Annotated in this window: 25 protein-coding genes; 17 read left to right on the top strand and 8 right to left on the bottom strand. The window is 60.7% G+C overall.

Annotation, left to right across the window (positions count from 1 at the left end):
- Window positions 1-29 precede the first annotated feature (29 nt).
- Entirely contained in the window at window positions 30-785 is a 756-nt protein-coding gene (locus JFT63_RS07520; RefSeq protein ID WP_332875224.1) for a DUF1120 domain-containing protein, read from the bottom strand.
- A 270-nt stretch (window positions 786-1,055) separates the two neighbouring features.
- On the opposite strand from JFT63_RS07520, the gene JFT63_RS07515 reads away from it, so the two are divergent.
- The 6 genes from JFT63_RS07515 to dacB all read left to right on the top strand — a co-directional run bounded on the left by JFT63_RS07515 (window position 1,056) and on the right by dacB (window position 8,053).
- Window positions 1,056-1,874 carry a response regulator gene (locus JFT63_RS07515; RefSeq protein ID WP_198843695.1) on the top strand — a complete coding sequence of 273 codons (819 nt, stop codon included), beginning with the start codon at window positions 1,056-1,058 and terminating at the stop codon, window positions 1,872-1,874.
- 196 nt (window positions 1,875-2,070) lie between these two features.
- Window positions 2,071-2,706 (top strand): response regulator transcription factor, encoded by a 636-nt coding sequence (locus JFT63_RS07510; protein ID WP_034128686.1) that lies wholly within the window; start codon window positions 2,071-2,073, stop codon window positions 2,704-2,706.
- 408 nt (window positions 2,707-3,114) lie between these two features.
- On the top strand, window positions 3,115-3,585 hold the full coding sequence (locus JFT63_RS07505; RefSeq protein ID WP_186561302.1) for a nuclear transport factor 2 family protein: 471 nt from the start codon (window positions 3,115-3,117) through the stop codon (window positions 3,583-3,585).
- Window positions 3,586-3,622: 37 nt separating this feature from the next.
- Window positions 3,623-3,928, top strand: a complete 306-nt coding sequence (locus JFT63_RS07500; protein ID WP_057701490.1) for a GIY-YIG nuclease family protein — start codon at window positions 3,623-3,625, stop codon at window positions 3,926-3,928.
- Window positions 3,929-4,011: 83 nt separating this feature from the next.
- Window positions 4,012-6,426 (top strand): TonB-dependent siderophore receptor, encoded by a 2,415-nt coding sequence (locus tag JFT63_RS07495; protein ID WP_198843694.1) that lies wholly within the window; start codon window positions 4,012-4,014, stop codon window positions 6,424-6,426.
- Between the two features lie 169 nt (window positions 6,427-6,595).
- Window positions 6,596-8,053 carry a D-alanyl-D-alanine carboxypeptidase/D-alanyl-D-alanine endopeptidase gene (gene dacB / locus JFT63_RS07490; RefSeq protein ID WP_198843693.1) on the top strand — a complete coding sequence of 486 codons (1,458 nt, stop codon included), beginning with the start codon at window positions 6,596-6,598 and terminating at the stop codon, window positions 8,051-8,053.
- Window position 8,054: 1 nt separating this feature from the next.
- Here the strand turns inward: dacB and JFT63_RS07485 are convergent, their stop codons facing one another.
- The gene (locus JFT63_RS07485) at window positions 8,055-8,834 is read right to left on the bottom strand and encodes an IclR family transcriptional regulator (RefSeq protein ID WP_057701487.1); all 780 of its coding nucleotides are present in this window, start codon (window positions 8,832-8,834) and stop codon (window positions 8,055-8,057) included.
- Window positions 8,835-8,954: 120 nt separating this feature from the next.
- On the opposite strand from JFT63_RS07485, the gene hmgA reads away from it, so the two are divergent.
- From hmgA to JFT63_RS07465, 4 genes are all read left to right on the top strand, one after another.
- Window positions 8,955-10,238: a homogentisate 1,2-dioxygenase gene (gene hmgA, locus JFT63_RS07480; protein ID WP_198843692.1), complete on the top strand. Its 1,284-nt coding sequence runs from the start codon at window positions 8,955-8,957 to the stop codon at window positions 10,236-10,238.
- A 3-nt stretch (window positions 10,239-10,241) separates the two neighbouring features.
- Window positions 10,242-11,528 carry a fumarylacetoacetase gene (gene fahA / locus JFT63_RS07475; RefSeq protein WP_198843691.1) on the top strand — a complete coding sequence of 429 codons (1,287 nt, stop codon included), beginning with the start codon at window positions 10,242-10,244 and terminating at the stop codon, window positions 11,526-11,528.
- Between the two features lie 12 nt (window positions 11,529-11,540).
- The gene (gene maiA, locus JFT63_RS07470; RefSeq protein WP_198843690.1) at window positions 11,541-12,176 is read left to right on the top strand and encodes a maleylacetoacetate isomerase; all 636 of its coding nucleotides are present in this window, start codon (window positions 11,541-11,543) and stop codon (window positions 12,174-12,176) included.
- A 251-nt stretch (window positions 12,177-12,427) separates the two neighbouring features.
- Window positions 12,428-13,792 (top strand): MFS transporter, encoded by a 1,365-nt coding sequence (locus JFT63_RS07465; RefSeq protein ID WP_198843689.1) that lies wholly within the window; start codon window positions 12,428-12,430, stop codon window positions 13,790-13,792.
- Between the two features lie 108 nt (window positions 13,793-13,900).
- Here JFT63_RS07465 and JFT63_RS07460 read toward each other — a convergent pair whose 3' ends face one another.
- Window positions 13,901-14,704 carry a SirB1 family protein gene (locus tag JFT63_RS07460; protein ID WP_198843688.1) on the bottom strand — a complete coding sequence of 268 codons (804 nt, stop codon included), beginning with the start codon at window positions 14,702-14,704 and terminating at the stop codon, window positions 13,901-13,903.
- A gap of 186 nt (window positions 14,705-14,890) precedes the next feature.
- On the opposite strand from JFT63_RS07460, the gene JFT63_RS07455 reads away from it, so the two are divergent.
- Window positions 14,891-15,910 (top strand): Glu/Leu/Phe/Val dehydrogenase family protein, encoded by a 1,020-nt coding sequence (locus JFT63_RS07455; protein ID WP_198706531.1) that lies wholly within the window; start codon window positions 14,891-14,893, stop codon window positions 15,908-15,910.
- A gap of 55 nt (window positions 15,911-15,965) precedes the next feature.
- On the opposite strand, the gene JFT63_RS07450 is transcribed toward JFT63_RS07455, so the two are convergent.
- On the bottom strand, window positions 15,966-16,226 hold the full coding sequence (locus JFT63_RS07450) for a YebG family protein (protein ID WP_003188807.1): 261 nt from the start codon (window positions 16,224-16,226) through the stop codon (window positions 15,966-15,968).
- 424 nt (window positions 16,227-16,650) lie between these two features.
- On the opposite strand from JFT63_RS07450, the gene JFT63_RS07445 reads away from it, so the two are divergent.
- The 3 genes from JFT63_RS07445 to JFT63_RS07440 all read left to right on the top strand — a co-directional run bounded on the left by JFT63_RS07445 (window position 16,651) and on the right by JFT63_RS07440 (window position 17,866).
- Window positions 16,651-16,896 carry a DUF6124 family protein gene (locus tag JFT63_RS07445; RefSeq protein ID WP_082629579.1) on the top strand — a complete coding sequence of 82 codons (246 nt, stop codon included), beginning with the start codon at window positions 16,651-16,653 and terminating at the stop codon, window positions 16,894-16,896.
- Window positions 16,897-17,074: 178 nt separating this feature from the next.
- A complete protein-coding gene (gene relB, locus JFT63_RS29525) occupies window positions 17,075-17,257 on the top strand; it encodes a type II toxin-antitoxin system RelB family antitoxin (RefSeq protein ID WP_057701480.1) in 183 nt (60 codons plus the stop codon).
- 120 nt (window positions 17,258-17,377) lie between these two features.
- Window positions 17,378-17,866, top strand: coding sequence for a phosphate-starvation-inducible protein PsiE (locus JFT63_RS07440; protein ID WP_003188808.1), 489 nt, complete (start codon window positions 17,378-17,380; stop codon window positions 17,864-17,866).
- Here JFT63_RS07440 and JFT63_RS07435 read toward each other — a convergent pair.
- The 3 genes from JFT63_RS07435 to JFT63_RS07425 form a co-directional block, all read right to left on the bottom strand.
- Window positions 17,863-18,180, bottom strand: coding sequence for a DUF3509 domain-containing protein (locus tag JFT63_RS07435; protein ID WP_020301218.1), 318 nt, complete (start codon window positions 18,178-18,180; stop codon window positions 17,863-17,865). The two genes, JFT63_RS07440 and JFT63_RS07435, sit on opposite strands and share 4 nt — an antisense overlap.
- Before the next feature lie 267 nt (window positions 18,181-18,447).
- The gene (locus JFT63_RS07430) at window positions 18,448-19,737 is read right to left on the bottom strand and encodes a serine/threonine transporter (RefSeq protein ID WP_198843687.1); all 1,290 of its coding nucleotides are present in this window, start codon (window positions 19,735-19,737) and stop codon (window positions 18,448-18,450) included.
- A gap of 61 nt (window positions 19,738-19,798) precedes the next feature.
- The gene (locus JFT63_RS07425; RefSeq protein WP_198843686.1) at window positions 19,799-21,175 is read right to left on the bottom strand and encodes an L-serine ammonia-lyase; all 1,377 of its coding nucleotides are present in this window, start codon (window positions 21,173-21,175) and stop codon (window positions 19,799-19,801) included.
- A 137-nt stretch (window positions 21,176-21,312) separates the two neighbouring features.
- Between JFT63_RS07425 and JFT63_RS07420 the strand changes: the two genes are divergently transcribed.
- Both JFT63_RS07420 and JFT63_RS07415 read left to right on the top strand, forming a co-directional pair.
- The gene (locus JFT63_RS07420; RefSeq protein WP_198843685.1) at window positions 21,313-22,260 is read left to right on the top strand and encodes a LysR substrate-binding domain-containing protein; all 948 of its coding nucleotides are present in this window, start codon (window positions 21,313-21,315) and stop codon (window positions 22,258-22,260) included.
- Window positions 22,261-22,473: 213 nt separating this feature from the next.
- On the top strand, window positions 22,474-22,884 hold the full coding sequence (locus JFT63_RS07415) for an HPF/RaiA family ribosome-associated protein (RefSeq protein WP_005785111.1): 411 nt from the start codon (window positions 22,474-22,476) through the stop codon (window positions 22,882-22,884).
- 54 nt (window positions 22,885-22,938) lie between these two features.
- On the opposite strand, the gene JFT63_RS07410 is transcribed toward JFT63_RS07415, so the two are convergent.
- Window positions 22,939-24,450 (bottom strand): MFS transporter, encoded by a 1,512-nt coding sequence (locus JFT63_RS07410; RefSeq protein ID WP_198843684.1) that lies wholly within the window; start codon window positions 24,448-24,450, stop codon window positions 22,939-22,941.
- A 106-nt stretch (window positions 24,451-24,556) separates the two neighbouring features.
- Between JFT63_RS07410 and JFT63_RS07405 the strand changes: the two genes are divergently transcribed.
- The gene (locus JFT63_RS07405; protein ID WP_198843683.1) at window positions 24,557-25,429 is read left to right on the top strand and encodes a LysR family transcriptional regulator; all 873 of its coding nucleotides are present in this window, start codon (window positions 24,557-24,559) and stop codon (window positions 25,427-25,429) included.
- Window positions 25,430-25,533: the final 104 nt, after the last annotated feature.

Genomic DNA, 25,533 nt, shown 5'->3' with positions numbered 1-25,533 from the left:
TGAATCTCCTTGGGCATGGGGCAGAGGCGTTATAGGTATTTGACTTCAAGCGTGGCGGACCCGTTGATTGGAACCTCTGTGGTCAGATCCATTCCTGCTGTCGGCGCGATGATGGTTGCCACCATGAGGTCTGCCAACACCTGCTGGACCGGGGTGGGTGCCCAGCTGCCGGTGGTGTTGTCGCCAAACGAAGCGAGGTAGGAGGCTGGCCACATGTCACCCGGGAAACTTGCCCGCCAGGTGAGGCCGTTATCCGAGGACTCAATCATGGAGATCGCTGCGCCATCGGCGATCGGATTGCTTAAGGTCAGGGAGAAACTGCCTAATTTTTTTCCGCTGACCAAGCCCAGGCCATAGCTGTTCATCGGATCGTGGGCGTCACCAACGTTATCAATGCCCTTCAGGGCTAGCAGGGTTGGCGCATCGCACGTGATGCCCAGTTGCAGGTTGTGACTTTTAAGCACGGTCCATCCATCCAGCCTCAAATCCTTGGCCGAAATTTTTCCGTGGTCGACAATCCCGCCGCTTGAAAGGCTAGGTGCACAGGCGCTGGGTGTGATCAGCCCTTTGACGGCCAGGTCCACGCTGCTGGCTGCGAATACCGATGAACTCATGGCGAGCAGCAGGGCACTGCTCAATAGGGCTACAGGGCTCTTCATTTTTCTGTTTTTTCCATTGCAGGCTGGCAGATAGAGGTGTGTGCAACGCAACGCCCGCGCTGGTGTCGGCGAGTGGTTGTCGATGCGACGGTCTCGATATTTTTTGCGGCTGCCGGGGAGTGGCAAGCCGTCCCTCTTTTGGGGTGGGGCACAATTTAGCGAGGAGCGTGCGCGGGGGAAATACAACTAATACGACATTGGCAGGGTGGATCGAATAGGGTGAGTTCGCGTTTTTTCGTAGTTGTTGTATCGGCTTTAAGCCATTCAAAAGGTTATTGGTTTTTTGTCGATAGCATTCAAAGGAATGTGGCGATCGTTGCTGCCTGAGTAGGCCTCTATGGCTATTGCGCCAGTGCCGAAGGTTGCTGCCGGATCAATAGCTACGAAGAGGTACTGATGGGTTCGCTGTCAGGTTCAACCGCAGGCGCGAGCCGCAAATCGAAATCGCCTGTTACTCCCCCGCCTCACTGGCGGCAGTTGCATGTCCTGGTGGCGGAGGACCATTCAGCCCACCGTCTATTGCTGGGTTGCTTGCTGCAAAAACTCGGGTTGGGCCATGAGCTGGTCGCCGACGGGTATCTCGGGCGGGTGGCTTATGCCCGTCGGCCCTTTGACCTGGTGATCACTGATTGCCAGATGCCCGTCATGGACGGTTACAGCATGGCCCGCGCCATTCGCCAATATGAGCACCACTTCGGCTTGAGGCGAGTGCCGATCATCGCGTTGACCGCCGACCTGCAAAACGACAGCCCCCAGCGCTGCTGCGACGCGGGCATCGATGCGTGGCTACTCAAGCCTCTGACCCTGGAACAATTACGTGCCGTACTGGCGCGATGGCTCCCGGATGCCGATCACGTGCCCATCGGTGAGGAGTCTGTTGCGCGGGTTTCGGGGTGGCCCGCCCGCGCGAGCCTGGTCGCGACGTTTGGCAGCGAACAAGTGGTCAATCAACTGTTGGAAAATCTGCTGGTCGAGGCTTGGCAAGATCACGACCTGTTAGGTCGTGCCTGTGCCGCATTGAACGCATCATTGACCGCTGAACGCCTGCATCGATTGACGGGTAGCCTGGTGTTTGTAGGAGCGGCGGGGCTGGAGTCCTGTGCGGTGAGGTTGATCGAGCAGGTTCAGCGCGATGGCGTGTCTGCGCACCAGGCGGAGTTGGTATTGTTCCAGGCACGCTTGCGCACCTATCTCGATTATCTGTCCACTCTATGAAAGGTGTTTGCAGAGGGTTTAAGTTATTTGGAAGTCTAGTTTTTGCTGTAGGTAGTTTCCTATTATGTTGTAGTCCAAAAAGTAGCCACTACTAAACATTGGTTTCGGCTGCAAGCGGGTCTTTGTTAGCAGTTGTTGATAATCGCTGGCAGGGGTATTTTGCGCGGATTCAAGTTGCCACCATTCGTAGGTATCTATGCTTCGAGTAATTATTGCTGACGATCACCCTATTGTCCGAGTCGGGCAGAGAGTCGTGATTGAGGCGAATGGCAAGTGCAAGGTGGTCGGCGAAGCCGACGGTCCCGATCAACTGCTCGGGGTGTTGAGTACTACGGCATGTGATGTGCTGGTCACCGATTTTGCAATGCCGGGCGGTCAGCAAGCCGATGGCTACAGCCTGTTGAGCCTGCTGCGTCGTCAGTACCCGAACGTGCCGGTGATCCTGGTGACGATGTTCGCCAACGTTGCTACCTTGCGCGCCTCCTTCGCCCATGGTGCCAAGGCGGTGGTCGCCAAAAGTGCGTCTGCCAAGGAGTTGCCCCTGGCGATCAAAGCCGTGTGCGCAGGCCAGACCTTCGCCAGTGAATGCCTGCGGGTGCAACTGGTGGAGGCGGGGACAGGCAATCAGTCCCATGAGCCGCAGTTGTCCGGCAAGGAGAGCGAGGTGGTGCGTATGTTGGCCAGCGGCATGACTGTCAGCCAGATCGCGGCCAAGGTCCACCGGAGTATTTCCACCATCAGCAAACAGAAAAGTACAGCGATGCAGCGGCTGAGTATCTCTACCGACGTGGAACTGTTCGCCTATGCGCGTGCATCGGGAATGGTGCCTTAGAAAGTTGCAGTTTTATGACAGCGGTTTAACTAAAGGCCAAGCGCAGGATTCGTATTAGTTGTATGGGGCTAGTGCGCTAAGTGCTCTAACTTGTTGTTCGCGCCTGCTGGCATTAGTTGAGAGTTGTTTAAATTTCCGGTCAAATTAATTGAGACGAAATATCCATTGGGCGGTGTACTTGCTTGTGCCCGTTTTACCGCGGGTTAATCGACCGTAAGTGATGCGACCCTGACGGAGGTCAGTTGCAACGTGCCTGCATTGATAGCCGCTAGTGTCCAAGTCCGCACTGCCGACCGCTGAAGAGATCCCGATCGACGGCAGCGCTATTTTTGTCATGAATGCCCATGGTCTTCGCGGCCTGCGCGGATTATCGTGCAGGCTTGACAATAATTGCTGCGGAACCTGCCCATGAGTGCTGCCCACGATGCCCTGATCCACCGCTTCTATGAGGCCTTTGAGCGCCTTGACGCCGAGGCCATGGCCGCTTGCTACACCGACGATGTGGTCTTCAGCGACCCGGCGTTCGGCGAACTGCGCGGGCGAGACGCCGGTGATATGTGGCGCATGCTTACCACGCGGGCCAAGGATTTTTCCCTGACGTACGACCATGTGCGCAGCGATGACAGCAGCGGCAGTGCCCATTGGGTGGCGACGTATTTGTTCAGCGCCACCGGCAATACCGTGGTCAACGATATCGGTGCGCGGTTCGTGTTCCGTGACGGCAAGATCTGTGAGCATCACGACCACTTCGACCTGTGGCGTTGGTCGCGCCAGGCGTTGGGCCTCAAGGGCCTGTTGCTGGGTTGGTCGCCCGCGTTGAAAAACGCGGTACGTGCCCAGGCGCTCAAAGGCTTGAAGGCATTTCAGGCCGGGCGTTGATAAGATTGGCGCTCTTCTGGTTTGCCGACATCGACTTGTGACTGATCCCTCTGAACCCAAACCCTGGTTCGTCTACCTGGTGCGTGCTGCCAACGGCTCGCTGTACTGCGGCATCAGCAATGACCCGGTGCGCCGATTTGCCTCGCACCAAAGCGGCAAGGGCGCACGGTTTTTTCTGTCCAGCCCTGCCGTGGCGTTGGTCTATACCGAGCAATGTGCGAGCAAGGGCGAGGCGCTGCGTCAGGAGCGCTTGATCAAGAAATTGAAGAAGAGTGCCAAGGAGTGCCTGGCAGCGAGTAGCCTTGAGGGCGGCAAAAACAAAAATAGTTGCAAACCCATGTGAGGTAAACCTGCGCCCCATCCGTGTAGTGCTTGAAACTGCGATCTATTCGCATTAACAGCGTTTTCAACACGGGTTCTCAGAGCATGAAGTCGACGGCGGGCGGTTGGGTAAAACAGTGGCTGGGAGCTTCGGTCTTGGCGGTGTCGGGGCTGGCGTTGCTGCCCTTGAGCGTTGCACGTGCGCAGGAGCAGCACAGCGCCCAGTTCAATTTTGCCCTGGCAGCCAAACCATTGCCGCAGGCCCTGAGCGAGTTCAGCCGGGTCACCGGCATCAGCGTGATCTATACCGATGAAGCGCCCTACGGCCTCAATGCCCCGGCGGTCAGTGGGCCGATGACGGCGAGCCAGGCGCTGCAACGCCTGTTGAGCCAGTCCGGCTTCACGTTCCGCCAGATCGACGCCCGCACCCTGGCGCTGGAGCCGGTGCCTACAGATGGCGCGGTCAACCTCGGCGCTACCACCATCAGCGGCGCCAACCTCACCCAGGACAGCACCAGCTACCAACCGCCGCCGACCAGTTCGGTGATGCGCTCCCATGGGTTGCTGCTGGAAACCCCACAGACCGTCAACGTAGTGCCTGCTCAAGTGCTGCGCGACCAGCAACCGCGCAACCTGGATGACGCGCTGGGCAATATCAGCGGTATCACCCAGACAAACACCCTCGGCAGCACCCAGGATGCGGTGATGTTGCGCGGCTTTGGCGACAACCGTAACGGCTCGATCATGAAGGACGGTATGCCGATGGTGCAGGGCCGTGCCTTGAACGCGACGGCCGAGCGCGTCGAAGTGCTCAAGGGCCCGTCGTCGCTGTTGTATGGCATCCAGGATCCAGGCGGTGTGGTCAATATCGTCAGCAAAAAGCCTGAGCTGGTGCAGTCCACCTCCCTGACCGCACGCGGTTCGACCTTCGGCAGCGGCAAGAACGGCAGCGGCGGTAACCTCGACACCACCGGCCCTCTGGGTGATAGCGGCCTGGCTTATCGCCTGATCGTCGACCATGAAGACGAAGACTACTGGCGCAACTACGGCACCCACCGCGAAACCCTGGTGGCGCCGTCCCTGGCCTGGTATGGCGACACCACCCAAGTGCTGCTGGCCTATGAGCACCGCGAATTTCTCGCGCCGTTCGACCGTGGCACCGCCATCGACCCCAAGACCAACCATCCGTTGAACATCCCCGCCACCCGCCGTCTGGATGAACCGTTCAACAATATGGAAGGCCGCTCCGACCTGTATCGCCTGACTGTCGATCATGATCTGAACGACGACTGGAAAGCCCATTTCGGTTACAGCTGGAACCGCGAGACCTACGACGCCAGCCAGGTGCGCGTGGTCAAGGTCAACACCAACGGCACCCTGACCCGCAGCATGGACGGCACCCAGGGCGCGCTGACCACCGACCGCTTCGCCACCGCCAGCCTTGAAGGCAAAGTAGGTGTCGCAGGTATGCAGCACGACCTGGTGTTCGGCCTGGACGATGAGTACCGCAAGATCTACCGCGCCGACCTGATCCGCCAAGCACCGCGGGGCAGCTTCGATTACACCAACCCGGTATACGGCAACGAAGTCGCCGGTTCCAAAGTCAGCGCGCCGGACAGCAACCAGACCGATCTTTTGCGCAGCGATTCGCTGTTCTTCCAGGATGCCATCCACCTCAACGATCAATGGATTCTGGTCGGCGGTGCGCGCTACCAGATGTACGACCAATACGCCGGCAAAGGCGTGCCGTTCACCGCCAACACCGACGGCAACGGCCAGAAGTGGGTGCCTCGGGCCGGGTTGGTGTATCGCTACAGTGACGAATTGTCGTTCTACGGCAGCTACACCGAGTCGTTCAAACCCAACTCCACCATCGCGCCACTGGCCAATAAAACCGTGTTGAATGGCAGTTTGCAGCCGGAGGAATCCAAAGCCTGGGAGCTGGGTACCAAGTTCGACCTGCCGGGGCGTATCACCGCCAGCGCAGCGTTGTTCACGATCGATAAGCGCAACGTGCTGGTGCAGGTGGGCGAGGGCCTGACCTCGGAGTACAGCGTGGCCGGCAAAGTGCGCTCCCGTGGTCTGGAGCTGGATGCCAGCGGCCAGCTGACGGACAAGTGGAGTCTGATCGGCAGTTATGCCTACACCGATGCCGAGGTCACCGAAGACCCCAAGCTCAAAGGCAATCGCCTGCAGAACGTGGCAAAAAGCACCGGCTCGCTGTCGGCGGTGTATGACTTCGGCAGCATCCTGGGCGGTGATCAACTGCGCGTCGGCGCCGGGGCGCGTTATGTCGGCGAGCGGGCGGGGGATGCGGCCAACAGTTTCGAACTGCCCAGCTACACCGTCGCCGATGTGTTCGCCAGCTATGACACCAGGCTTGAGGGACAGAAGGTCAAATTCCAGCTCAACGTGAAAAACCTGTTCGACCGTACCTACTACACGTCCTCGGTGAATACGCAGTTTGTGTCCATGGGCGATGCGCGGCAGATGTCGGTGTCCAGCACCTTAACCTTCTGATTCATTTATCTGTGGGAGCTGGCTTGCCTGCGATGGCATCGACCGGGTTTGCCTGATACACCGAGTTGTCTGCATCGCAGGCAAGCCAGCTCCCACAGGAAAGCGGTCGCCACATTGATAGCGAGCTGTTAGCGTTGCCGCCATTGCATGCTTATGGAAAACGCTACTGATGTACTTTGGAAAATGGCTACGCACCGGCACCCTGCTGGTCGGTTTGAGTTTTTTACTGGGCGGCTGCGCCAGTGTCTCCCAAACTTCCACTCCGGCAACCCTGGATAAACTGCTGAGCGATCCGGCGCTGCAAGGTGCTACGGTCTCGCTGATGGTACGTGACGCCCGCACGGGCTCCACGCTGTATCAGCACAACCCACGCAGCCGGTTGGTGCCCGCGTCCAACCTCAAGCTGTTGACCACGGCGGCGGCCATGGATGTGCTGGGGCCGCAATACCGCTTTGCCACCCAACTGCTGAGCAATGGCATACGCCAGGGCGACCGCCTGACCGGCAACCTGTACCTGCGTGGCCTGGGTGACCCGAGCATTCAGTTTGCCGATTACCAGGCGCTGGCCGCGCAATTGGCCAGCCAGGGCGTGCGCCAGGTGCAAGGCGATCTGGTGTTCGATGACACCTGGTTCGATGCCGAGCGATTGGGGGTGGATTGGTCCCATGACGATGAAACCACCTACTACGGCGCGCAGATTTCGGCGCTGACCGTGGCACCCAATGCGGATTTTGATGCGGGCAGCGTACTGGTCACAGCCAAGGCGCCATTGCGGGTCGGCTCGCCGGTGAGTGTCGATATTTTCCCGCCTACTGATTACCTGCAACTGAGCAACCGTGCCGTGAGCGGACCGGGCAACAGCTATGGGATCAATCGTCGCCATGGCACTAACCTGTTGCAACTCAGCGGCGCAGTGGCGCCGGGAAAGCAGAGCCAGCAATTGGTCAGCGTCTGGGAGCCAACGCAACTGGTCGCGAATCTGTTTGAACAAGCCCTGGCGCAACAGGGCATCACCGTACTGGGGCGTCGAGTGATGGGCGGGGCAAGCCCGGCGGCGGTAACGGTGCTGGCCGAGCACCAATCGGCGCCGTTACAGGCGTTGATCACGCCGTTGCTCAAGCTCTCGAACAACAACATGTCAGAAGCCTTGCTCAAGGCCATGGGGCGCAAGACTGCCAACAGCGGCACGGCAGCGGCGGGCGCCGTGGCGGTGGCCGGGTTCCTCAAGCGCCAGGGGCTGGACACCGCGACATTCAGTCAGGTCGACGGCTCGGGCCTGTCGCGGCGCAACCTGGTGTCGTCGCAAACCCTTACCGAACTGCTGCTGGCCGCCCGCAAACAGCCGTGGTTCGACGTCTGGTACAACGCGCTGCCGATTGCCGGCAACACCGACCGCATGACCGGCGGCAGCCTGCGCTATCGTCTGCGCGACACACAGGCGCAAAACAACCTGCACGCCAAGACCGGCTCCATGGGCGGTGTGTCGTCATTGAGTGGTTACATCACCGACGCCGACGGGCGCAAGCTGGTGTTCTCGATGCTGACCAACAACTACGTGGTGGCCGGCGCGCAGGTCAAGGCGTTGGAGGATCGCGTGGCCGTGGCGCTGGCGCGCAGCGACGATTGATTCAGGGCTGATAACCCATCCGCCAACTCACGGCCCGGGTCGCCGCCAGCAAGTGCTGCGCCGCCGGGCCATCTTCATCGGCATGGAACAGCGAGGTTGGGCCGACCACGGTCATCACCGCCGCCACTTGCCCGACCGCATTGAACACCGGCGCCGACAACGCGTCCACGCCGGGCATCAGCAGGCCATGTACAAAGTGCAGGCCGCGGCTGCGGATTTGCTCGCACACGCTGGCATAGGCTTGATCGTCCGCCAAGCTGTGGGCGGTGCCGGCCTGAACCTCGCGTTCGCGCAGTTCTACAGTTTCCCGTGACGGCAGATAAGCGCTGAACACCAGCCCGGTGGAAGAGCTGAGCAGCGGCAACACTGAGCCCAGTTGCGTCACCACGGTAACGGCGCGCACTGCCGGCTCAATCTGCACCACGGTGGCGCCCTGGTTGCCCCACACCGCCAGAAAGCAGGTTTCATTCAATTCATCGCGCAGTTCGGCCAGGGGCAGGGCGCCGACTTTCAACACATCCATGCTGCCCAGCGCCGCCAGCCCCACGCGCAACGCCTCACGGCCCAGGCCGTAATGGTTGGTGGCAGTGTTCTGCTCGGCAAAGCCCGAGGCGATCAGCGCCTGCAAATAGCGATGGACCTTGCTCGCGGGCATCTGCACATGCTCGGCCAGGCGTGACAGCGAGGTGGCTGGGGACAGTTCGGCCAGGGCCTTGAGAATATCGGTGCCGACCTCCGCCGAGCGGACTTTCTGTTTACCGGTGTCGCGGGGCTTTTCCATGGAAGGGCGAGAATCCGAGAGATGAATGGGCGTCTTTATAGCTTGACGGTCAACAGTGATCAAATTACGTTATGCGTAACTGGATTACGATAAAAACAACTTCTGTACAGAGGAAGATCCATGGACCTCGAATACCTGTCGGGTTTCGGCAACGAGTTCGCCAGCGAAGCCTTGCCTGGCGCGCTGCCGGTCGGCCAGAACTCGCCGCAAAAGGCCCCCTACGGGCTCTACACCGAACTGTTTTCCGGCACTGCCTTCACCATGGCGCGCAGCGAAGCCCGGCGCACCTGGCTGTACCGCATCCAGCCGTCGGCCAATCACCCGGCGTTCATCAAACTTGCACGGCAATTGGCCGGTGGCCCGCTGGGGGCGGTGACGCCCAATCGCCTGCGCTGGAACCCGCTGGATATTCCGAGTGAACCCACGGACTTTATCGATGGACTGGTCGGCATGGTTGCCAACTCGGGGTCGGAAAAACCTTCGGGCATCAGCATTTATAACTACCGCGCCAATCGTTCCATGGAGCGCGTGTTCTTTAACGCCGACGGCGAGCTGCTGATCGTGCCGGAGCAGGGCCGCTTGCGCATCGCCACCGAACTGGGCGTGCTGGATGTCGAGCCGCTGGAAATCGTCGTGCTGCCCCGTGGCCTCAAGTTCCGTATCGAACTGCTGGAGGCACAAGCACGCGGTTACGTCGCCGAGAACCACGGCGCCCCGTTGCGCCTGCCCGACCTGGGCCCCATCGGCAGCAACGGCCTGGCCAACCCGCGTGACTTCCTTACGCCGGTGGCCCGCTACGAAGACCTCAAACAACCGACCACGCTGGTACAGAAATTCCTCGGTGAACTGTGGGCCTGCGAGCTGGACCATTCACCGCTCAATGTGGTCGCCTGGCACGGCAACAACGTGCCGTATAAATACGACCTGCGTCGCTTCAACACCATTGGCACGGTGAGTTTCGATCATCCGGACCCGTCGATCTTCACCGTGCTGACCTCGCCCACCAGCGTGCATGGCCTGGCCAACCTTGACTTCGTGATCTTCCCGCCGCGCTGGATGGTGGCCGAAAACACCTTCCGGCCGCCGTGGTTCCATCGCAACCTGATGAACGAATACATGGGCCTGATCCAGGGTGCCTACGATGCCAAGGCCGAAGGCTTCCTGCCCGGCGGCGCGTCTCTGCACAGCTGCATGAGCGCCCACGGCCCGGATGGCGAGACCTGCACCAAGGCCATCAATGCGGACCTGGCGCCGCACAAGATCGATAACACCATGGCCTTCATGTTCGAGACCAGCCAAGTGCTGCGCCCGACCCAGTTCGCCCTGCAATGCCCTCAACTGCAACCTGCTTACGACGCGTGCTGGGCCTCGCTGCCCGTCACCTTCAACCCGAATCGGAGATAACCCATGACGCAACCAACGCAGACCCGCAGCTGGGTGGCCTCGGCCAACGGTCACGCGGATTTCCCCCTGCAAAACCTGCCGCTGGGCGTGTTCAGTATCAACGGCTCGGCCCTGCGCTGTGGCGTGGCGATTGGCGACATGATCCTCGACCTGCACGCTGCGCTGGATGAATTTGACGGTGACGCCCGGCGTGCGGTTGAAGCGACAGCGGGTGGCCAATTGAACGCCTTTTTCGAACTGGGCCGTGGGCCACGCGTGGCGTTGCGCGAACGCCTGCTGGCGCTGCTGGCCGAAGGCAGCCCACTGCAACAGCGCCAAGCGCAGGTGCTGCACCGCGCCGCCGATTGCCGGATGCACTTGCCGGCGAAGATCAATGACTACACCGACTTTTACGTCGGCATCGAGCACGCGCAGAACGTCGGCAAACTGTTCCGCCCGGATAACCCCTTGTTGCCCAACTACAAGTACGTGCCGATTGGTTACCACGGCCGTGCATCGACCATTCGCCCGTCGGGTATCGAGGTGCGACGCCCGAAAGGCCAGACCCTGCCGGCCGGTCAGACCGAGCCGACCTTCGGCCCTTGCGCGCGCCTGGACTATGAGTTGGAGCTGGGCATCTGGATCGGCCAGGGCAATGCCATGGGCGATGCGATTGCCATTGGTGATGCCGCCGAGCATATCGCCGGTTTCTGCCTGCTCAACGACTGGTCGGCGCGGGATATCCAGGCCTGGGAATACCAGCCGCTGGGCCCGTTCCTGTCGAAAAGCTTTATCACCAGTATTTCGCCGTGGGTGGTGACCGCCGAAGCGCTGGAGCCCTTTCGCAAAGCGCAACCGGCGCGTCCCGAGGGCGATCCGCAGCCGCTGCCGTACCTTTTGGATAAGCGTGATCAGACCGCGGGTGCCTTTGATATCGAACTGGAAGTGCTGCTCACCACGGCCTCAATGCGCGAGCAAAACCTGCCTGCCCATCGCCTGACCTTGAGCAATACCGAGCATATGTACTGGACCGTGGCGCAAATGGTTGCGCACCACAGCGTTAACGGTTGCCAGCTGCAGGCCGGCGACCTGTTTGGTTCAGGCACCTTGTCCGGGCCGCAGCCGGGGCAATTCGGCAGCCTGTTGGAGATTACCGAGGGCGGCAAGAAGCCGATTGAATTGGCCTCCGGCGAGGTACGTAAATTCCTTGAAGACGGCGACGAAATCATCCTGCGTGGCCGTTGCCGCCGCGAAGGGTTTGCCAGCATCGGCTTCGGCGAATGCCGCGGTACCGTGGTCGCGGCGCGTTAAGAGGGCAGGGCTATGAAGCTTTATACCTACTACCGTTCCACCGCGTCGTATCGGGTACGTATTGCCCTGGCGCTCAAGGGTCTGGATTTCACTGCGCTGCCGGTCAACCTGCTGGTGCCTGCAGGCGGCGCCAATCATCAGCCCGAGTACCTGGCGATCAATCCCCAGGGGCGCGTGCCGGCGTTGTGTACGGATCAAGGGCAGACGTTGATCCAGTCGCAGGCGATCATCGAGTATCTGGAGGAGCGTTATCCACAGGTGCCGCTGCTCTCCAGCGACCCGGCAGCCCGTGCCCATGAACGGGCGGTGGCGTCGATCATTGCCTGCGATATCCACCCGCTGCATAACTCCAGCACGCAGAACCTGTTGCGTCAGTGGGGGCACGATGAAGCGCAATTGCTTGAATGGATCGCCCATTGGGTCAGCCAGGGGTTGGGCGCGGTGGAGCAGTTGATTGGCGATAAGGGGTTCTGTTTTGGCGAGCAGCCGGGCATGGCGGACACGTTTCTGATTCCCCAGCTGTATGCGGCCGAGCGTTTCAAAGTACCGTTGGCGGCATACCCACGCATTGGGCGGGTGGCGGCATTGGCGGCCCAACATCCAGCCTTCGTGCAGGCCCACCCCGCCAATCAACCTGACACCCCCTAGGACCCCTGTGGGAGGGGGAAGCCCCAATGCAGTTCAGTTAAGCGAGCGCAATGCTCACAGACATGAAGATCAAATGTGGGAGCTGGCTTGCCTGCGAAAGCGTTAGTGCAGTGGCAGATGCGGTGACTGACACACCGCCTTCGCGGGCAAGCCCGCTCCCACAGGGGATGCGCGCTTAACTGACTGGCATTGGGGTAAACCCCTCCCACATTTGATCGCGCCAACCTAATAAAAAATAAAGGTACCTTGCGATGCACAATCAGATTGCCAGCTTTCGCGCGGCGCTCGACGCCCGCCCGGTGTCGCGCTACCAGTGGTTGATTCTCGTGTTGCTGGCGTTGCTGCTGGTCACCGATGGCTATGACGCCCAGGTGCTGGGTTATGTGGTGCCCGCACTGGCTCAGGATTGGGGCCTGGAAAAGGCCGCGTTCGGGCCGGTGTTCAGCGCCAACCTGCTCGGGTTGACCCTCGGCTCGCTGCTGGTGACCCCGCTGGCGGATCGGTTCGGCGTGCGGCGCATCCTGTTGGCCTGTGTGCTGATCTACGCCAGCCTCACCGTCCTGATGGTGTTCGCCAATTCCCTCACCACATTGATGGCGGCGCGGTTTATCTGCGGCATCGGCATGGGCGGCGCGATGCCCAGTGCCATGGCGTTAATGTCCGAATACTCGCCGCCGCGTATGCGCACCTTGATGGTGACCCTGGCGGCCTGCGGCTTTTCGTTCGGCGGGGCGGCAGGCGGCTTTGTAGCGGCCGGGTTTATCGATGGGTTTGGTTGGCAGGCGGTGTTCCTGGCCGGGGGGGTGACGCCGCTGCTGCTGTTCCCGTTCCTGGTGTGGCTGTTGCCTGAATCCTTGCCGCGTCTGTTGCGCGATGCGCCGCCGTACCTGCGATTGCGCAAAGTCACGGCGCGGATGCTGCCCGAATGGCAACCGCCGCCTGCGACCGAAGCTGAAAACCTTCAGGAGCAAGGCAGCAAACTGACGGTGGTGGAGCTGTTTCGCAACGGCTACGCGCGCCCGACGCTGCTGATCTGGGCGACCTTTTTTGTCAGCCTGATTTTGTTGTATTTCATGATCAGCTGGTTGCCATCGCTGTTGCTCGAAAGCGGTCTGGCGCTGAACGAAGCCAACCTGGTCACCTCCATGTTTCTGTTTGCCGGCACTTTGGGCGCCATCCTCATGGCCTGGTTTGCCGACCGTCTCAAAAGCAAAGTGCGTCTATTGTCCGGGGTGCTGGCGGCGGCCGCGCTGTGCACCATCCTGCTGGGCTTGAACCACGACAATCCACGTTACCTGGTGGCTTGCGTGTTTGCCGCGGGGTTCTGCATCATCGGCGGGCAACTGACCCTCAATGCCTTTGCCAGCAATTTCTACCCGGCGCAGGTGCGTGCCACCGGCACGGGCTGGGCGTTGGGGGTAGGGCGTTTCGGATCAATCCTGGGACCGCTGTTCGGGAGTATGTTGCTGGCGATGCATATACCGGTGGAGCAGATTTTCTTCTTCTGCGCGATTCCGGCGGTGATTGCGGCGCTGTTGATTATTCAGGTGCGCTCGCCGGGACCCACTACGCCCCAAGGGCCGCTGCACAGCGACATTCTCAAACCCTCACTGTAGGAGCGAGCTTGCTCGCGAAAAACGTTAACGATAACGCGGGCATCCTGGGGTAACGCGGTGCTCTTGCGTTTTTCGCGAGCAAGCTCGCTCCTACAGTTGGGAGTTGGGTCAATGCACCACTGAATTGGGCGGCAGGTGCCCCAGCCGCTCGGTCAGGCGCAGGCGCTGAATCGGGTCATCACTGAGCATCAACGCGTGCTCCAGGTCAAAGCGCTCGGCGCTCGGGCAGTCCAGGCGCTGGTACAGGCTGGCGCGCGCGAGGTAGTCGGCGGCGTTGGCGTTGCCCAGCTCCAGCACACGCTCGGCGTCCACCAGGGCCGCCAGGGGCTCGTCGTTGGCCAGGTGCAGTTGGCGCAGGTTGCGCGACAGCCGTTGCAGGATCGCCCTGGGCTCGGCGGTGTGCAGGTGATCGGCGTGCAGGTTGAGTTTCGGCCCGTATTGGCGGTGCAGCAGTTCGCGACAGTCATTGGGGTACAGGCGTCGACCGCCGCACGGGTCCAGCAGGTGGTCGGCACCGGGCACGCGCAGCAGGAAGTGCCCGGGGAAATTCACGCCGACCATGGGGATCTCCAGGCGCCGTGCCATTTCCAGTGCGATCAGGCCCATGGCCAAGGGTTGCCCGCGTTTGCGCAGCAGCACTTTGTCCAGCAGCGCGGCGGCGGGGCGCAGGGGGGTGTGATCATCCTGGGCAAACCCCAGGTCATTCAGGCGTCGCAACAGCGGCTGGCCGAGCTCATCGGCTGGTAGCAGGGGCATGCCCAGGCTCACCTGCTGTTGCAGCACACGCAGTTCCTGCAGGATCAGCAACGGCTGTACGCTGGCATCGTGTTCGGCAGCCAGCCACAGCGCGGCTTCAAACAGCGCAGGGGGTGAACGGTCCAGGCAGGCGAAAAAGGCTGTGCGGGGATTCATCGCGTTCTCCGGCGGATGCCTCGTTTTAGCCTTGCCAGGAATTTTCGTCCAGTACCTTGAGAAATTACCGACGCGCTTATGTCCTGGATCTTACGAAACAGCGTGGCTTATTCCAGTGCAATCCAGCAGTTTTCTCCCGCAAGCCTATACTTTGCCCACTACCAAAAGTGATTCGGGAGCTCATTGATGTTTGCGCTCATGCACAGCACCCGCCTTGAATCGCTGCACCTGAGCGTCGACCCGGTGACCGGGCTGAAAGCGATCATTGCCATCCACAACAGTCGCCTGGGGCCTGCCCTGGGTGGGTGTCGCTACCTGGCTTACCCCGACGATGACAGCGCCGTGGCCGATGCCGCGCGGCTGGCCCAAGGCATGAGCTACAAGGCTGCATTGGCCGGGCTGGCGGTGGGCGGCGGTACGGCGGTCATCATCCGCCCGGTGCATGTGGAGAGTCGCGCCGCGCTGTTCGAAGCGTTTGGCCGCTGTATCGAAAAACTCGACGGCCGTTTCATTACCTCGATCGACAGCGGCACCTCGGTCGCCGACATGGACTGCATCGCCCAACACACCCGCTTCGTCACCAGCACCAGCGCCGCCGGCGACCCTGCGCCCCATGCCGCCATGGGTGTGTTTACCGGCATCCGCACCACCGCCATGGCGCGCCTGGGCAGCGACAACCTTGAGGGCCTGCGCGTAGCGGTACAGGGCTTGGGCAATGTGGGTTATGCCCTGGCCGAGCAACTGCACGCCGCGGGTGCAGAACTGCTGGTCAGCGATATCGACCACGGCAAGGTGCAGCTGGCCATGGAACAACTGGGCGCCCACCCGATTGCCAACGACGCCTTGCTCAGCACCCCCTGCGACATCCTCGCACCGTGCGGCGTCGGCGCCGTATTCAACCGCAACAGCGTCGGCCAACTGCGGTGCGCCGCCGTCGCAGGTGCCGCCAGTGCACAACTGACCAACCTGGACATCGCCGATCAATTGGAAGGCCGCGGCATCCTCTACGCGCCAGACTATGTGATCAACTCTGGCGGGCTGATCTACGTCGCCCTCAAACACGCCGGCACCGACCTGCCTGGCATCACCGCGCACCTGTCGAACATTGGCACGCGCCTGACAGAAATCTTCGCCCACGCCCAAGCCGAAAAACGCTCCCCCGCACGGGTGGCCGATGAGCTGGCCGAACGCCTGCTGTACAAATAGGCCAGGCATTAAAAAGGCCCTGAATCCATGATTCAGGGCCTGTTCAATTCGGGCTTTACTCTGCTGCCGGGTTCAGCAACTCGGACAGCGCGTCCGGTTGGCTCTTGAACGCCTTGGCAAATACATCACGGTTCTTCGCCATGTAAATCCCGGCTTCCTCCACCTGCTGCTCGCTCAACGACGGCACGGCTTTTTGCAACACCTCTGCCAGCAACTCAGCGAGTTCAAGCATCTTGTCATGACGGTCAGCTTCGGCTTTATCCATGAACAAACGCTCCAGATCTCGGCTGCTGCGGTATACCACTTCGACGGCCATTCACCACCTCACATGCCTTCACGATAGTTGTCTTTTGCGACTACTGTATTTATATACAGCGAAAAGGATAAGCCAAACGTCGGGGTTTGGGTAGTAGGTTTTTAATGTAGTTGGGAAATGGGGGTTTGCTACACCGGAAATTTCTGACAACTTGCCGGGGTTGCGCTGGAATTGTCCGGTGGCTTACCTTCTTCGGGCGCTGCATTTGCAGCGAGCGGGCTTGGCGGCCCGGTACGAAAGGCGCAATAACGCTTTAAACAGATGCAGACGCTAATGGCGTTTGAGTTTCTGTGTAATGGCGGGTTGCGCACGGACCCTTAGGGGTGCCGGTTCTTTCGTACCGGTCCGCCAACCTTGTGCAATCCGTCACCCAACCTGCTTGGCGGCAGGCGGTGCTTGGTTTCCCTACGAAAGGTGCTGTCTCATGAAAAAAATTACCCCCAATCCCCCATCTAACGATTCGACGCTATTCAGTGTCACGCCTGAAGCAGATGTAGAAACCTTACTGGTCAATGCCAGCGAAACCCTCAGCAGCGCTCGGGAAATGGCTAGTACGCTGGCCTTTGAACTTGAAGGTCCTCAGCGAAGCTTGGCGTTGGCTATTCACCAAGTGGTAGAACTGGGTGGCTTGTTAGTTGACCGAGCGCTGGAACAAGTAGCACCCGTTTGAGTCCCCACCACGCCTTTGCCGAGTGAGTTGGATGTGGCGAGCGAGCTTGCTCGCGCTGGGCTGCGCAGCAGCCCCAATTCAGGCAAGGGTGTGCTTTCAGGAATCACAGTGACACGCTCTTGGGGGCGCTTCGCACCCCAGCGGGAGCAAGCTCCCTCGCCACACAGGAGGCGTTCATATGAAAAATAAGTGTTCTGAAGTTTCTCAACGCATTGAGGACCATTCGTCCTACGAAGAATGGTTCAGAGCCCGAGTGCAAGAGGCCTTGGATGATCCAAGCCCAGGCATCCCTCATGACGAAGTCATGAGGGAGATGAAAGCGGTCATCGAGTCGAAGCTTTCACTCCATCCGGCCGATTAAGTGCCTAATATCAGCCCGCCACCATCTCACTATCCTGCCTATGGCCTTGTTTCTGCATACAGAACAACCGTCACGTCCAACCCGCATTATCCGGTCGAATCGACCTAAGGAAGCCTCATCGTGAAAATCAACTGGGCCGAAAGGCTGCGTCAGCAAGTACACGGGCTGGCCGAGTCGCTGGGTAATCTGTTTGTCGAGTCGTTCCATTATCTGGCGCTGTTCGCCATTGGTGCGGTGACCGCCTGGGCGGCGGTGATGGAGTTCCTGGGGATGCTGGAGAACGGGCACATCAAGATTGATGACATCTTGCTGCTGTTCATCTACCTGGAATTGGGTGCCATGGTCGGGATTTACTTCAAGACCAACCACATGCCGGTGCGCTTCCTGATCTACGTGGCAATCACCGCGCTCACACGTTTGCTGATCTCCAACGTGTCGCACCACAACCCGCCGGACGTGGGCATTATCTACCTGTGCGGCGGGATTCTGCTGTTGGCGTTCGCGATCCTGGTGGTGCGCTATGCCTCGTCGGCCTTCCCTTCGGTGAAGGTTGAAAGCCCGCGTCGCAAGGGCGAAGCGAGCCTTGAGACCGAGAAAGGCGAGCTTTAAAGCCCCACGCTGAAGGGCAGGGTGCGGGCGGGCGGTCGCTGCAGAAGCTTGTGGCTGTCGCCGTCCGTCATCAGCTCCAGGATTTCTACAGCGCTATGGCCTTGCTCGATGGCAATGCCGAACTGGATGCTTTGCACCAGGCGCTTGAGGCGCTGCGGATCGTTGCGTTGTTCGGCGCTGATCATGCGCTTGGCCACCACGCCAGTCTCGTTAGAGAGGGTGAGCATGATGCTGCCGTCCAGACGCTGGATGCTCAGGTTGACGCGGTATTGGGGGCTGAACGTGTCGGTGATGATCTGAAAAGGATTGTCCATGGTGCGTTACCGCCTGATAAGAACATGCAGTCATTGACGGCCGGTGTCGGGATTAGTTCGCATTGCCTGACCGTCGGCCAAAGTCCGTTTTCCTCAGAAGCTCTACAGCAAGGGCCGTGCCGTACAGGCTCTGGGTTCGCAATGTGGGAGGGGGCTTGCCCCCGATAGCGGTGTATCAGCCAATAAATACTCGGCTGAAAGACTGCTATCGGGGGCAAGCCCCCTCCCACATTGGGTCTGTGTTGTTACTCAGGCAGGTGAGCTATTTCAGGGCATCACGGAAAAAACGATCGCAGACAGCGCAATCAGCCCGATCACCACCACAAACACATTCGATACCTGCCCCGAATACTGGCGCAGCGACGGTACGCGGCGAATCGCGTACATCGGCATCAGGAACAGCAGGCACGCGATAATCGGCCCACCCATGGTTTCGATCATGCCCAGGATGCTTGGGTTGAAGGTGGCCACGGCCCAGCAGGTCAGCACCATGAACAGCGCGGTGCAGCGTTCCAGCCATTTCGCCGACATCGAGCGGTTGCGCCCGCGCAGGGATTTGACGATCAAACCCTGGAAGCCTTCGCTGGCACCAATGTAGTGGCCCAGGAAGGACTTGGTAATCGCCACCAGCGCGATCAACGGTGCGGCGTAGGCAATCACCGGCGTCTGGAAGTGGTTGGCCAGGTACGACAGGATCGAGATGTTCTGCGCCTTGGCAGCGGCCAGGTCAGCCGGTGACAGCGCCAGTACGCAGCTGAAGCAGAAGAACATCACGGTCAGCACCATCATGGCGTGGGCGGTGGCGAGGATGCCGCTGCTTTTGCGCTCGGCCTGGGCGCCGTAGACGCGCTTTTGGTCCACGGCAAAGGCGGAGATGATCGGCGAATGGTTGAACGAGAACACCATGACCGGGATCGCCAGCCACAACGTCTTGAAGAACAGCGGCAGCGGCATGCCCTCGCTGGCGGAGGCGAAGAACGCACCGTTCCAGTTGGGGATCAGGCTGAGGGCCAGCAACAGCAGCGCAGCCACGAATGGGTACACCAGCACACTCATGGCCTTGACGATCACGCCCTGGCCGCACCGCACGATAGCCATCAGGCCAAGAATCAGCACCAGGGACAAGATCGCCCGGGGCGGCGGGGTCATGTGCAGTTGGTGTTCCATGAAACTGCCCAGTGTATTGGTCAGCGCCACGCTGTACACCAGCAGGATCGGGAAGATCGCAAAGAAATACAGCAGGGTGATCAGCTTGCCCGCGCCGACCCCAAAGTGTTCCTCGACCACTTCGGTGATGTCGCCGGATTTGCCCGACAGCACAAAGCGCGTCAGCCCACGGTGGGCGAAGAAGGTCATCGGGAAGGCCAGCAGCGCCAGCACGATCAGCGGCCAGAAACCGCCGACGCCGGCATTGATCGGCAGGAACAGGGTGCCGGCGCCGATGGCGGTGCCGTAGAGGCCGAGCATCCAGGTGGTGTCGTGTTTGGTCCAGCCGGTGGTTACTGTGTTTTCTCTGACATCGGGGTTTTCGGCAGCAGGTGTACGTACATCAGTCATCGGTATTGCCTCGTTATTATTTTTGCGCGGGCTCACGTTGGGGCGGGTAGCAGTGCTCCGATCAGCACTCCACCCAGCTGACCGCCAGGCCGCCCCGTGAAGTTTCTTTGTATTTGTCATGCATATCGGCGCCGGTATCGCGCATGGTGCGGATGACCCGGTCGAGGGAGATGAAGTGTTTGCCGTCGCCGCGCAGGGCCATCTGCGTGGCGTTGATCGCCTTGACCGCCGCAATGGCATTGCGCTCGATGCACGGCACTTGCACCAGGCCACCGACCGGGTCGCAGGTCAGGCCGAGGTTATGTTCCAGGCCGATTTCGGCGGCGTTTTCCAGTTGCTCGGGGGTGGCGCCGAGAATATCGGCCAGCCCGGCTGCGGCCATGGCGCAGGCCGAACCCACTTCGCCCTGGCAGCCGACTTCGGCGCCGGAGATGGAGGCGTTTTTCTTGCAGAGGATGCCGACGGCAGCGGCGGCCAGGAAGAAATTGACCACATCGTCGTCAGACGCGTCGGCGTTGAATTTCATGTAGTAGTGCAGCACGGCGGGGATGATACCGGCCGCGCCATTGGTCGGCGCGGTGACCATGCGCCCGCCGGCAGCGTTTTCTTCGTTGACGGCGAGGGCGAACAGGTTGACCCACTCCATCGCCGACAAGGTCGAGGTGATCACATTGGGCTTGCCGATTTCCAGCAGGCTGCGATGCAGTTTCGCCGCCCTGCGCGGTACGTCCAGGCCACCGGGCAGGATGCCTTCATCGCGCAGGCCCTGTTCCACGCATTCGCGCATCACCGACCAGATATGCAGCAGGCGGCTGCGGATCTCTTCGTCGCTGCGCCACGCACGTTCGTTGGCCATCATCAGTTCGGAAACCCGCAGGCCATGCTTGTTGCACAACGCCAGCAGTTCGACGGCGCTGGAAAAGTCGTAGGGCAGTTGCACGTCGCTGGACGGCGCAACGCCCGATGCGGCTTCGGCAGCTTCGATGATGAAACCACCGCCCACCGAGTAATAGGTTTGTTCGCTCAGCAGGCCGCTGTCGCCATAGGCGTGCAGGGACATGGCGTTGGGGTGGTAAGGCAGGCTTTCGTCCAGCAGCAACAGGTCGGTGTGCCAGTTGAAGGTAATCTCCTGTTGACCGGCCAGCAATAGCCGGCCGGACTCGCGCAATTGCTGGATACGCCCGTTGATCGAGGTGGGGTCGACGCGGTCTGGCCATTCGCCCATCAAGCCCATGACACAGGCACGGTCGGTGGCATGGCCGACGCCGGTGGCGGACAACGAGCCATACAGACGCACTTCGACGCGGCGGGTTTGGCTGAGCACACGCTGATCGCTCAGGGCCTGGGCGAACGTCGCGGCAGCGCGCATCGGGCCAACGGTATGGGAGCTGGAAGGGCCGATGCCCACCTTGAATAGATCGAAAACACTGATAGCCATGCTAAAGCCTTACAAGCAATGGAGTAGAAATCGCTGCCATGTTTTGTAGAGCAGGCGGAATTGGCGCGATACTGAGCCTCTGGATCGGCACTGACCAACGAATTATCCTAAGACACCCTTTAGCAGGACTAAACGCTATGACTCGCCCCCTCCATGGCCAGACCTACGTGTGGCTGCATGTGTTTTCTTGCGCTGCACGGCATCTGTCGTTCACTCGCTGCGCCGAAGAGTTGCACATCACGCCGGGGGCGGTGAGCCAGCAGATCCGCCAGTTGGAGGAGCGCCTGGGCTTTCGGCTGTTTCATCGACGCGCCCGGGGTGTGGAGCTCAGCGCCGAGGGGCAGCGCCTGGCGACGGTGGTCGGCGAGGCGTATGGCAGCATTGATGCGGAGTTACAGCGCCTGGACGCCGGCATGATCAGCGGCACCCTGCGCCTGCGCTCGATCCCCTCGTTTCTCGGCAAGTGGCTGACCCCGCGCCTGCCACGTTTGCAGCAGCGCTTTCCCGACATTCAACTGCGCATGGTCGCCGAAGACAGCAGCATCGCCTTGCATGAGGGTGACTTCGACCTGGCCATCGACCTCAACGACGGCAGCTACCCCGGCCTGTTATCCACAGCCCTGCTGGACGAGCAGATCTTCCCGGTGTGCGCCCCCGGCCTGTTGCGCGGCCGCCCGCCCTTGCATGGCCCGGCCGACCTGGCGCATTTCCCGCTGCTGCACGACATCACGGCTTGGCGTGGGAGTTATGAATATGCCGAGTGGGAGTTTTACCTCAATGCCATTGGCTACCACGACGCCGACGTACGACGCGGGCACACCTTCAACCGCAACCACTTGACCATCGAAGCGGCCATTGCCGGCATGGGCGTGGCGATTGCGCGGCGCACGTTGCTCAATGATGAACTGGAACGCGGCACCCTGATCGTGCCGTTCGGCCTGGCCGTGCCCAACCATAAACGCTACGTGCTGCTGTATGCGCCGGGTGCATTGAACCACCCCGTCGTGCGCGCGGTGCATGACTGGCTGGTGGAGGAAGCAGGGGTTTTTCGCGGTTTGCACCCATTGGGAGAGGGGCAATTGTGAGGAAAACAGGACGTAAGAAGTTGTAACTAACTCCCCACCCTACCAGCGTTTTTGCTCGTCGTCAGGGTTAATTTGTAATGTAGGATTTATCTTTGCAAAGGGGTTGAAATGTTTCAGCAGGTGCTCAATTGTGTAATCAAGAGGTCATGGTTTCACCACCCCGGTGTTGCAGTTTGTGATCTCTGGCGAGCTAGCTGAAATAAGGGAAGAACTATGCAAATCCAAGTCAATAGCGATAACCATATTGAAAGCAGCATCCGACTGGAGGAGTGGGTACGTACTACCATTGAGAGCACGCTCGAACGTTATGAAGAAGACCTGACCCGCGTTGAGGTCTACCTGCGGGACGAGAACGGCGACAAGCCCGGCCCCCACGATTTAAGTTGCCGCCTGGAAGCACGGCCAAAGGGCCATCAGCCAGTTTCCGTGTGCCATAAAGCCGATACGCTGGAACAAGCGATCGATGGCGCCGCCACCAAGCTGGATCATGCGTTGGAACACTTGTTCGGCAAACTGCAAGGCAAGCCTCGCGCTGCCGGTAAAAACCAGCCGATCAACAAAGTGAATGAAGACGCGCTTGAAGAGGAATTCCTGGAAAACGAAAACGCGGTTATCAACAGCTGACTGTTTTTTCATTCCCCACTGAAAACGGGCCTGCACATGCAGGCCCGTTTTCGTTTAACGCCCCCGCTGGAAAAAATACCGGCTCAACGCCGCCAGTGCGCAAGCCCCCAGACCTGCAAACAGCATGGCCCAACCGGTGCCGCTACGCAGCGCTGACTGTGCATCCTGGCTGGTCAGCCCCGGCGCGTTCAGCTTGCCCGCCGCAACATGCTGGCTGAGGGTTGCCCAATCCGCCGCCGTGCTGGCCGGCAATACATTGGCCAGGTGATGGCTGATTCCGAGCAACAGTACCAGCCCCATCAATGCGATGTTGAGCGCCAGGGTGATCAGCCGCGCGCTGAAATCGATGCCCGAGGCCATGCCTGCGCGGTCAGTTGAGACGGCGCCGGTGGTGGTATTAGTGGTCGGCGAATTGGTCAGCGCCAGGCCGATACCGGCGATCACACAACTGAGCAGCACCAGCGCCGTGCTGGGCTGTTGGGCGAAATTAACCGCGGCCATGCACAAAAAACCTGCGCCCATCGTTCCCAGGCCCAGGGGAATGATGCGTTCGGCGCCAAAGCGCAGGGCCAGGCGTTCGGCCAATGGCGGCACCAGCAAAGTGGGCAAGGTGTACGCGAGCAGCGCGGCGCCGGTGGTCAGCGTGTCGTAGCCCAGGCCCGCCTGGAAATACAGTGGCAAGTAGATCATGAATGGCCAGAAGCTGAAGTTCATGCCGATTGAGCCCATCAATGCGCCGTTGAACCGTTGGATGCGGAACACCGAGAAGTCGAACATCGGATGGGCGCTGCGTCGCTCGATCAAGATAAACAGCAGCAGCCCGAAGCCCGACAGGCCGGCCCAGCCAAGCATCGCTGGGGTGTCAAAGCCGCTCTCGCTGCCTTGGGTGATGAAGTAAACCAGCGCAAACACTGTGAGCGTCATGGTCAACATGCCGGCAATGTCGAGGCGATGGCTGGCCGGGTCTCGGGATTCCTGCACGCTGACGTGCAGCAGCACCAAGGTGAACAGGGTCAGCGGCACATGCACCACGAATACCCAGCGCCAGTCCGCCACGGCCAGGATCAATGCCCCGATCATCGGCCCGAAACCCAGACCCACTCCGGCGATCACGCCCCATATCGCGAACGCTCGCGCCCGTGCTGTCGGTTCGCGGAACTGGTGGGACAAGATGGCGAATTGGCAAATCATCATCGCCCCGGCGCCAATGCCCTGGACGAACCGCGCCACGATCAGTGTCGGCGCATCGTTGGCCAGGCCACAGGCCAGCGAGGCGAGGGCGAACACCCACAGACACAGCACCAGCACGCGCCGCCTACCGAAGCGATCCGCCAGGGTGCCCGCCGCCATCAGTACACTGGTGCAGGCCAGGGTGTAGGCATTCATGATCCATTGGGCGTCTTGAAAACCGGTGCCCAATTCCTGTTCCAGTGTGGGCAGGATGACCGGCACGCTGGAGATTTCCAGGCCGAACATCAGGGCCACGAGGCAAACGGCCGTGAGTGCCAGGGCATTTCTGGCGGTGCTCGGCGGGGTGAGGGCCGATGCAGCAGCGGCGGACGGCATGATGAGTTCCTTTCAAATAGGGGAGGGCTCTATTCTCTCGGGAACTGGATTCGTTATTCGTGATAAGTTTTCCATTGATATGGGAATCAAGGGCGACAATTGACTCATGGCTACCCCGCGTTTTGATGGCGTCGAACTGTTTTTGCAGATCGTCGAGAGCGGCAACCTGACCGACGCCGCCGAGCGCCTGAACCTGACACGCTCGGCCGTCGGTAAAGGCTTGGCGCGTCTGGAGGCGCGGCTGGGCACGTGCCTGTTGCAGCGTTCCACGCGCCGGCAGCGGTTGACCGAAGACGGGCAGGCGTACTACGAACATTGCCTGCGCGCATTGGCCGAACTGGAGGCGGCCGAATCGGTGCTCGAGAGTGGTCGGCAACAGCCACGAGGGCGGCTGAGGGTCAGTGTGCCGCTGGCGTTCGGGCACCACTATGCGGCACCGGCCTTGTGGGGCCTGATGGAGGACTACCCGGAACTGGAAATCGAGATTTGCTTCTGCGACCGCATGATCGATTTGGCGCAGGAAGGCTTCGACATGGCCGTGCGTATCGGCCCGTTGCCGGATACCGATCGCCTGAGTGCCCGCCGCCTGGGTCAGCAGGTCATGGGGCTGGCAGCGTCACCGGCGTATTTGCAGCGCAAGGGCGCCATTGAACGTATCGAAGACTTGGCTGCTCATCGTGGCATTGCCTACCGCAGCAACACCGCACAGCGCTCGCGCCTGGCTTCGCCCTTGATTGTGGATGACCTCCAGGCGGTAGCCGATGCCGCCATCGCGGGCGTGGGCCTGGCCTGGTTGCCGAGTTGGTTGATTGCCCACTATGCGTTGCGCGGGCAGTTGGAGGCGGTGCTGCCCAGCTATCGCGAGCAGCCGGCGCCGATCCATGTGGTCTGGCCGACGGCGGTGCATATGCCGGCCAAGACGCGGTGTGCCATCGATGCGCTGGTGGCGGCCACCCCGAGTTGCCTGGCGGGCAACTGAAGTCGGTTAGGTCCAATGTGGGAGGGGGCTTGCTCCCGATGGCGGTGTATCAGTGGCAAATGTACCGACTGACACACAGCCATCGGGAGCAAGCCCCCTCCCAC

Origin of the sequence: Pseudomonas sp. MF7453 (genome assembly GCF_016405455.1) — a bacterium.
Lineage (GTDB): Bacteria > Pseudomonadota > Gammaproteobacteria > Pseudomonadales > Pseudomonadaceae > Aquipseudomonas > Aquipseudomonas paralactis.
This window is presented reverse-complemented; position numbering and strand designations above follow the sequence as displayed.

What these genes read in the sequence shown, in the direction of transcription:
- JFT63_RS07515 (WP_198843695.1), top strand. Translation starts at nt 1,056, where the DNA reads ATGGGTTCGCTGTCAGGTTCAACCGCAGGCGCGAGCCGCAAATCGAAA.
- JFT63_RS07510 (WP_034128686.1), top strand. Translation starts at nt 2,071, where the DNA reads ATGCTTCGAGTAATTATTGCTGACGATCACCCTATTGTCCGAGTCGGG.
- JFT63_RS07505 (WP_186561302.1), top strand. Translation starts at nt 3,115, where the DNA reads ATGAGTGCTGCCCACGATGCCCTGATCCACCGCTTCTATGAGGCCTTT.
- JFT63_RS07495 (WP_198843694.1), top strand. Translation starts at nt 4,012, where the DNA reads ATGAAGTCGACGGCGGGCGGTTGGGTAAAACAGTGGCTGGGAGCTTCG.
- dacB (WP_198843693.1), top strand. Translation starts at nt 6,596, where the DNA reads ATGTACTTTGGAAAATGGCTACGCACCGGCACCCTGCTGGTCGGTTTG.
- JFT63_RS07485 (WP_057701487.1), bottom strand. Translation starts at nt 8,834, where the DNA reads ATGGAAAAGCCCCGCGACACCGGTAAACAGAAAGTCCGCTCGGCGGAG.
- hmgA (WP_198843692.1), top strand. Translation starts at nt 8,955, where the DNA reads ATGGACCTCGAATACCTGTCGGGTTTCGGCAACGAGTTCGCCAGCGAA.
- fahA (WP_198843691.1), top strand. Translation starts at nt 10,242, where the DNA reads ATGACGCAACCAACGCAGACCCGCAGCTGGGTGGCCTCGGCCAACGGT.
- maiA (WP_198843690.1), top strand. Translation starts at nt 11,541, where the DNA reads ATGAAGCTTTATACCTACTACCGTTCCACCGCGTCGTATCGGGTACGT.
- JFT63_RS07465 (WP_198843689.1), top strand. Translation starts at nt 12,428, where the DNA reads ATGCACAATCAGATTGCCAGCTTTCGCGCGGCGCTCGACGCCCGCCCG.
- JFT63_RS07460 (WP_198843688.1), bottom strand. Translation starts at nt 14,704, where the DNA reads ATGAATCCCCGCACAGCCTTTTTCGCCTGCCTGGACCGTTCACCCCCT.
- JFT63_RS07455 (WP_198706531.1), top strand. Translation starts at nt 14,891, where the DNA reads ATGTTTGCGCTCATGCACAGCACCCGCCTTGAATCGCTGCACCTGAGC.
- JFT63_RS07450 (WP_003188807.1), bottom strand. Translation starts at nt 16,226, where the DNA reads ATGGCCGTCGAAGTGGTATACCGCAGCAGCCGAGATCTGGAGCGTTTG.
- JFT63_RS07445 (WP_082629579.1), top strand. Translation starts at nt 16,651, where the DNA reads ATGAAAAAAATTACCCCCAATCCCCCATCTAACGATTCGACGCTATTC.
- relB (WP_057701480.1), top strand. Translation starts at nt 17,075, where the DNA reads ATGAAAAATAAGTGTTCTGAAGTTTCTCAACGCATTGAGGACCATTCG.
- JFT63_RS07435 (WP_020301218.1), bottom strand. Translation starts at nt 18,180, where the DNA reads ATGGACAATCCTTTTCAGATCATCACCGACACGTTCAGCCCCCAATAC.
- JFT63_RS07430 (WP_198843687.1), bottom strand. Translation starts at nt 19,737, where the DNA reads ATGACTGATGTACGTACACCTGCTGCCGAAAACCCCGATGTCAGAGAA.
- JFT63_RS07425 (WP_198843686.1), bottom strand. Translation starts at nt 21,175, where the DNA reads ATGGCTATCAGTGTTTTCGATCTATTCAAGGTGGGCATCGGCCCTTCC.
- JFT63_RS07420 (WP_198843685.1), top strand. Translation starts at nt 21,313, where the DNA reads ATGACTCGCCCCCTCCATGGCCAGACCTACGTGTGGCTGCATGTGTTT.
- JFT63_RS07415 (WP_005785111.1), top strand. Translation starts at nt 22,474, where the DNA reads ATGCAAATCCAAGTCAATAGCGATAACCATATTGAAAGCAGCATCCGA.
- JFT63_RS07410 (WP_198843684.1), bottom strand. Translation starts at nt 24,450, where the DNA reads ATGCCGTCCGCCGCTGCTGCATCGGCCCTCACCCCGCCGAGCACCGCC.
- JFT63_RS07405 (WP_198843683.1), top strand. Translation starts at nt 24,557, where the DNA reads ATGGCTACCCCGCGTTTTGATGGCGTCGAACTGTTTTTGCAGATCGTC.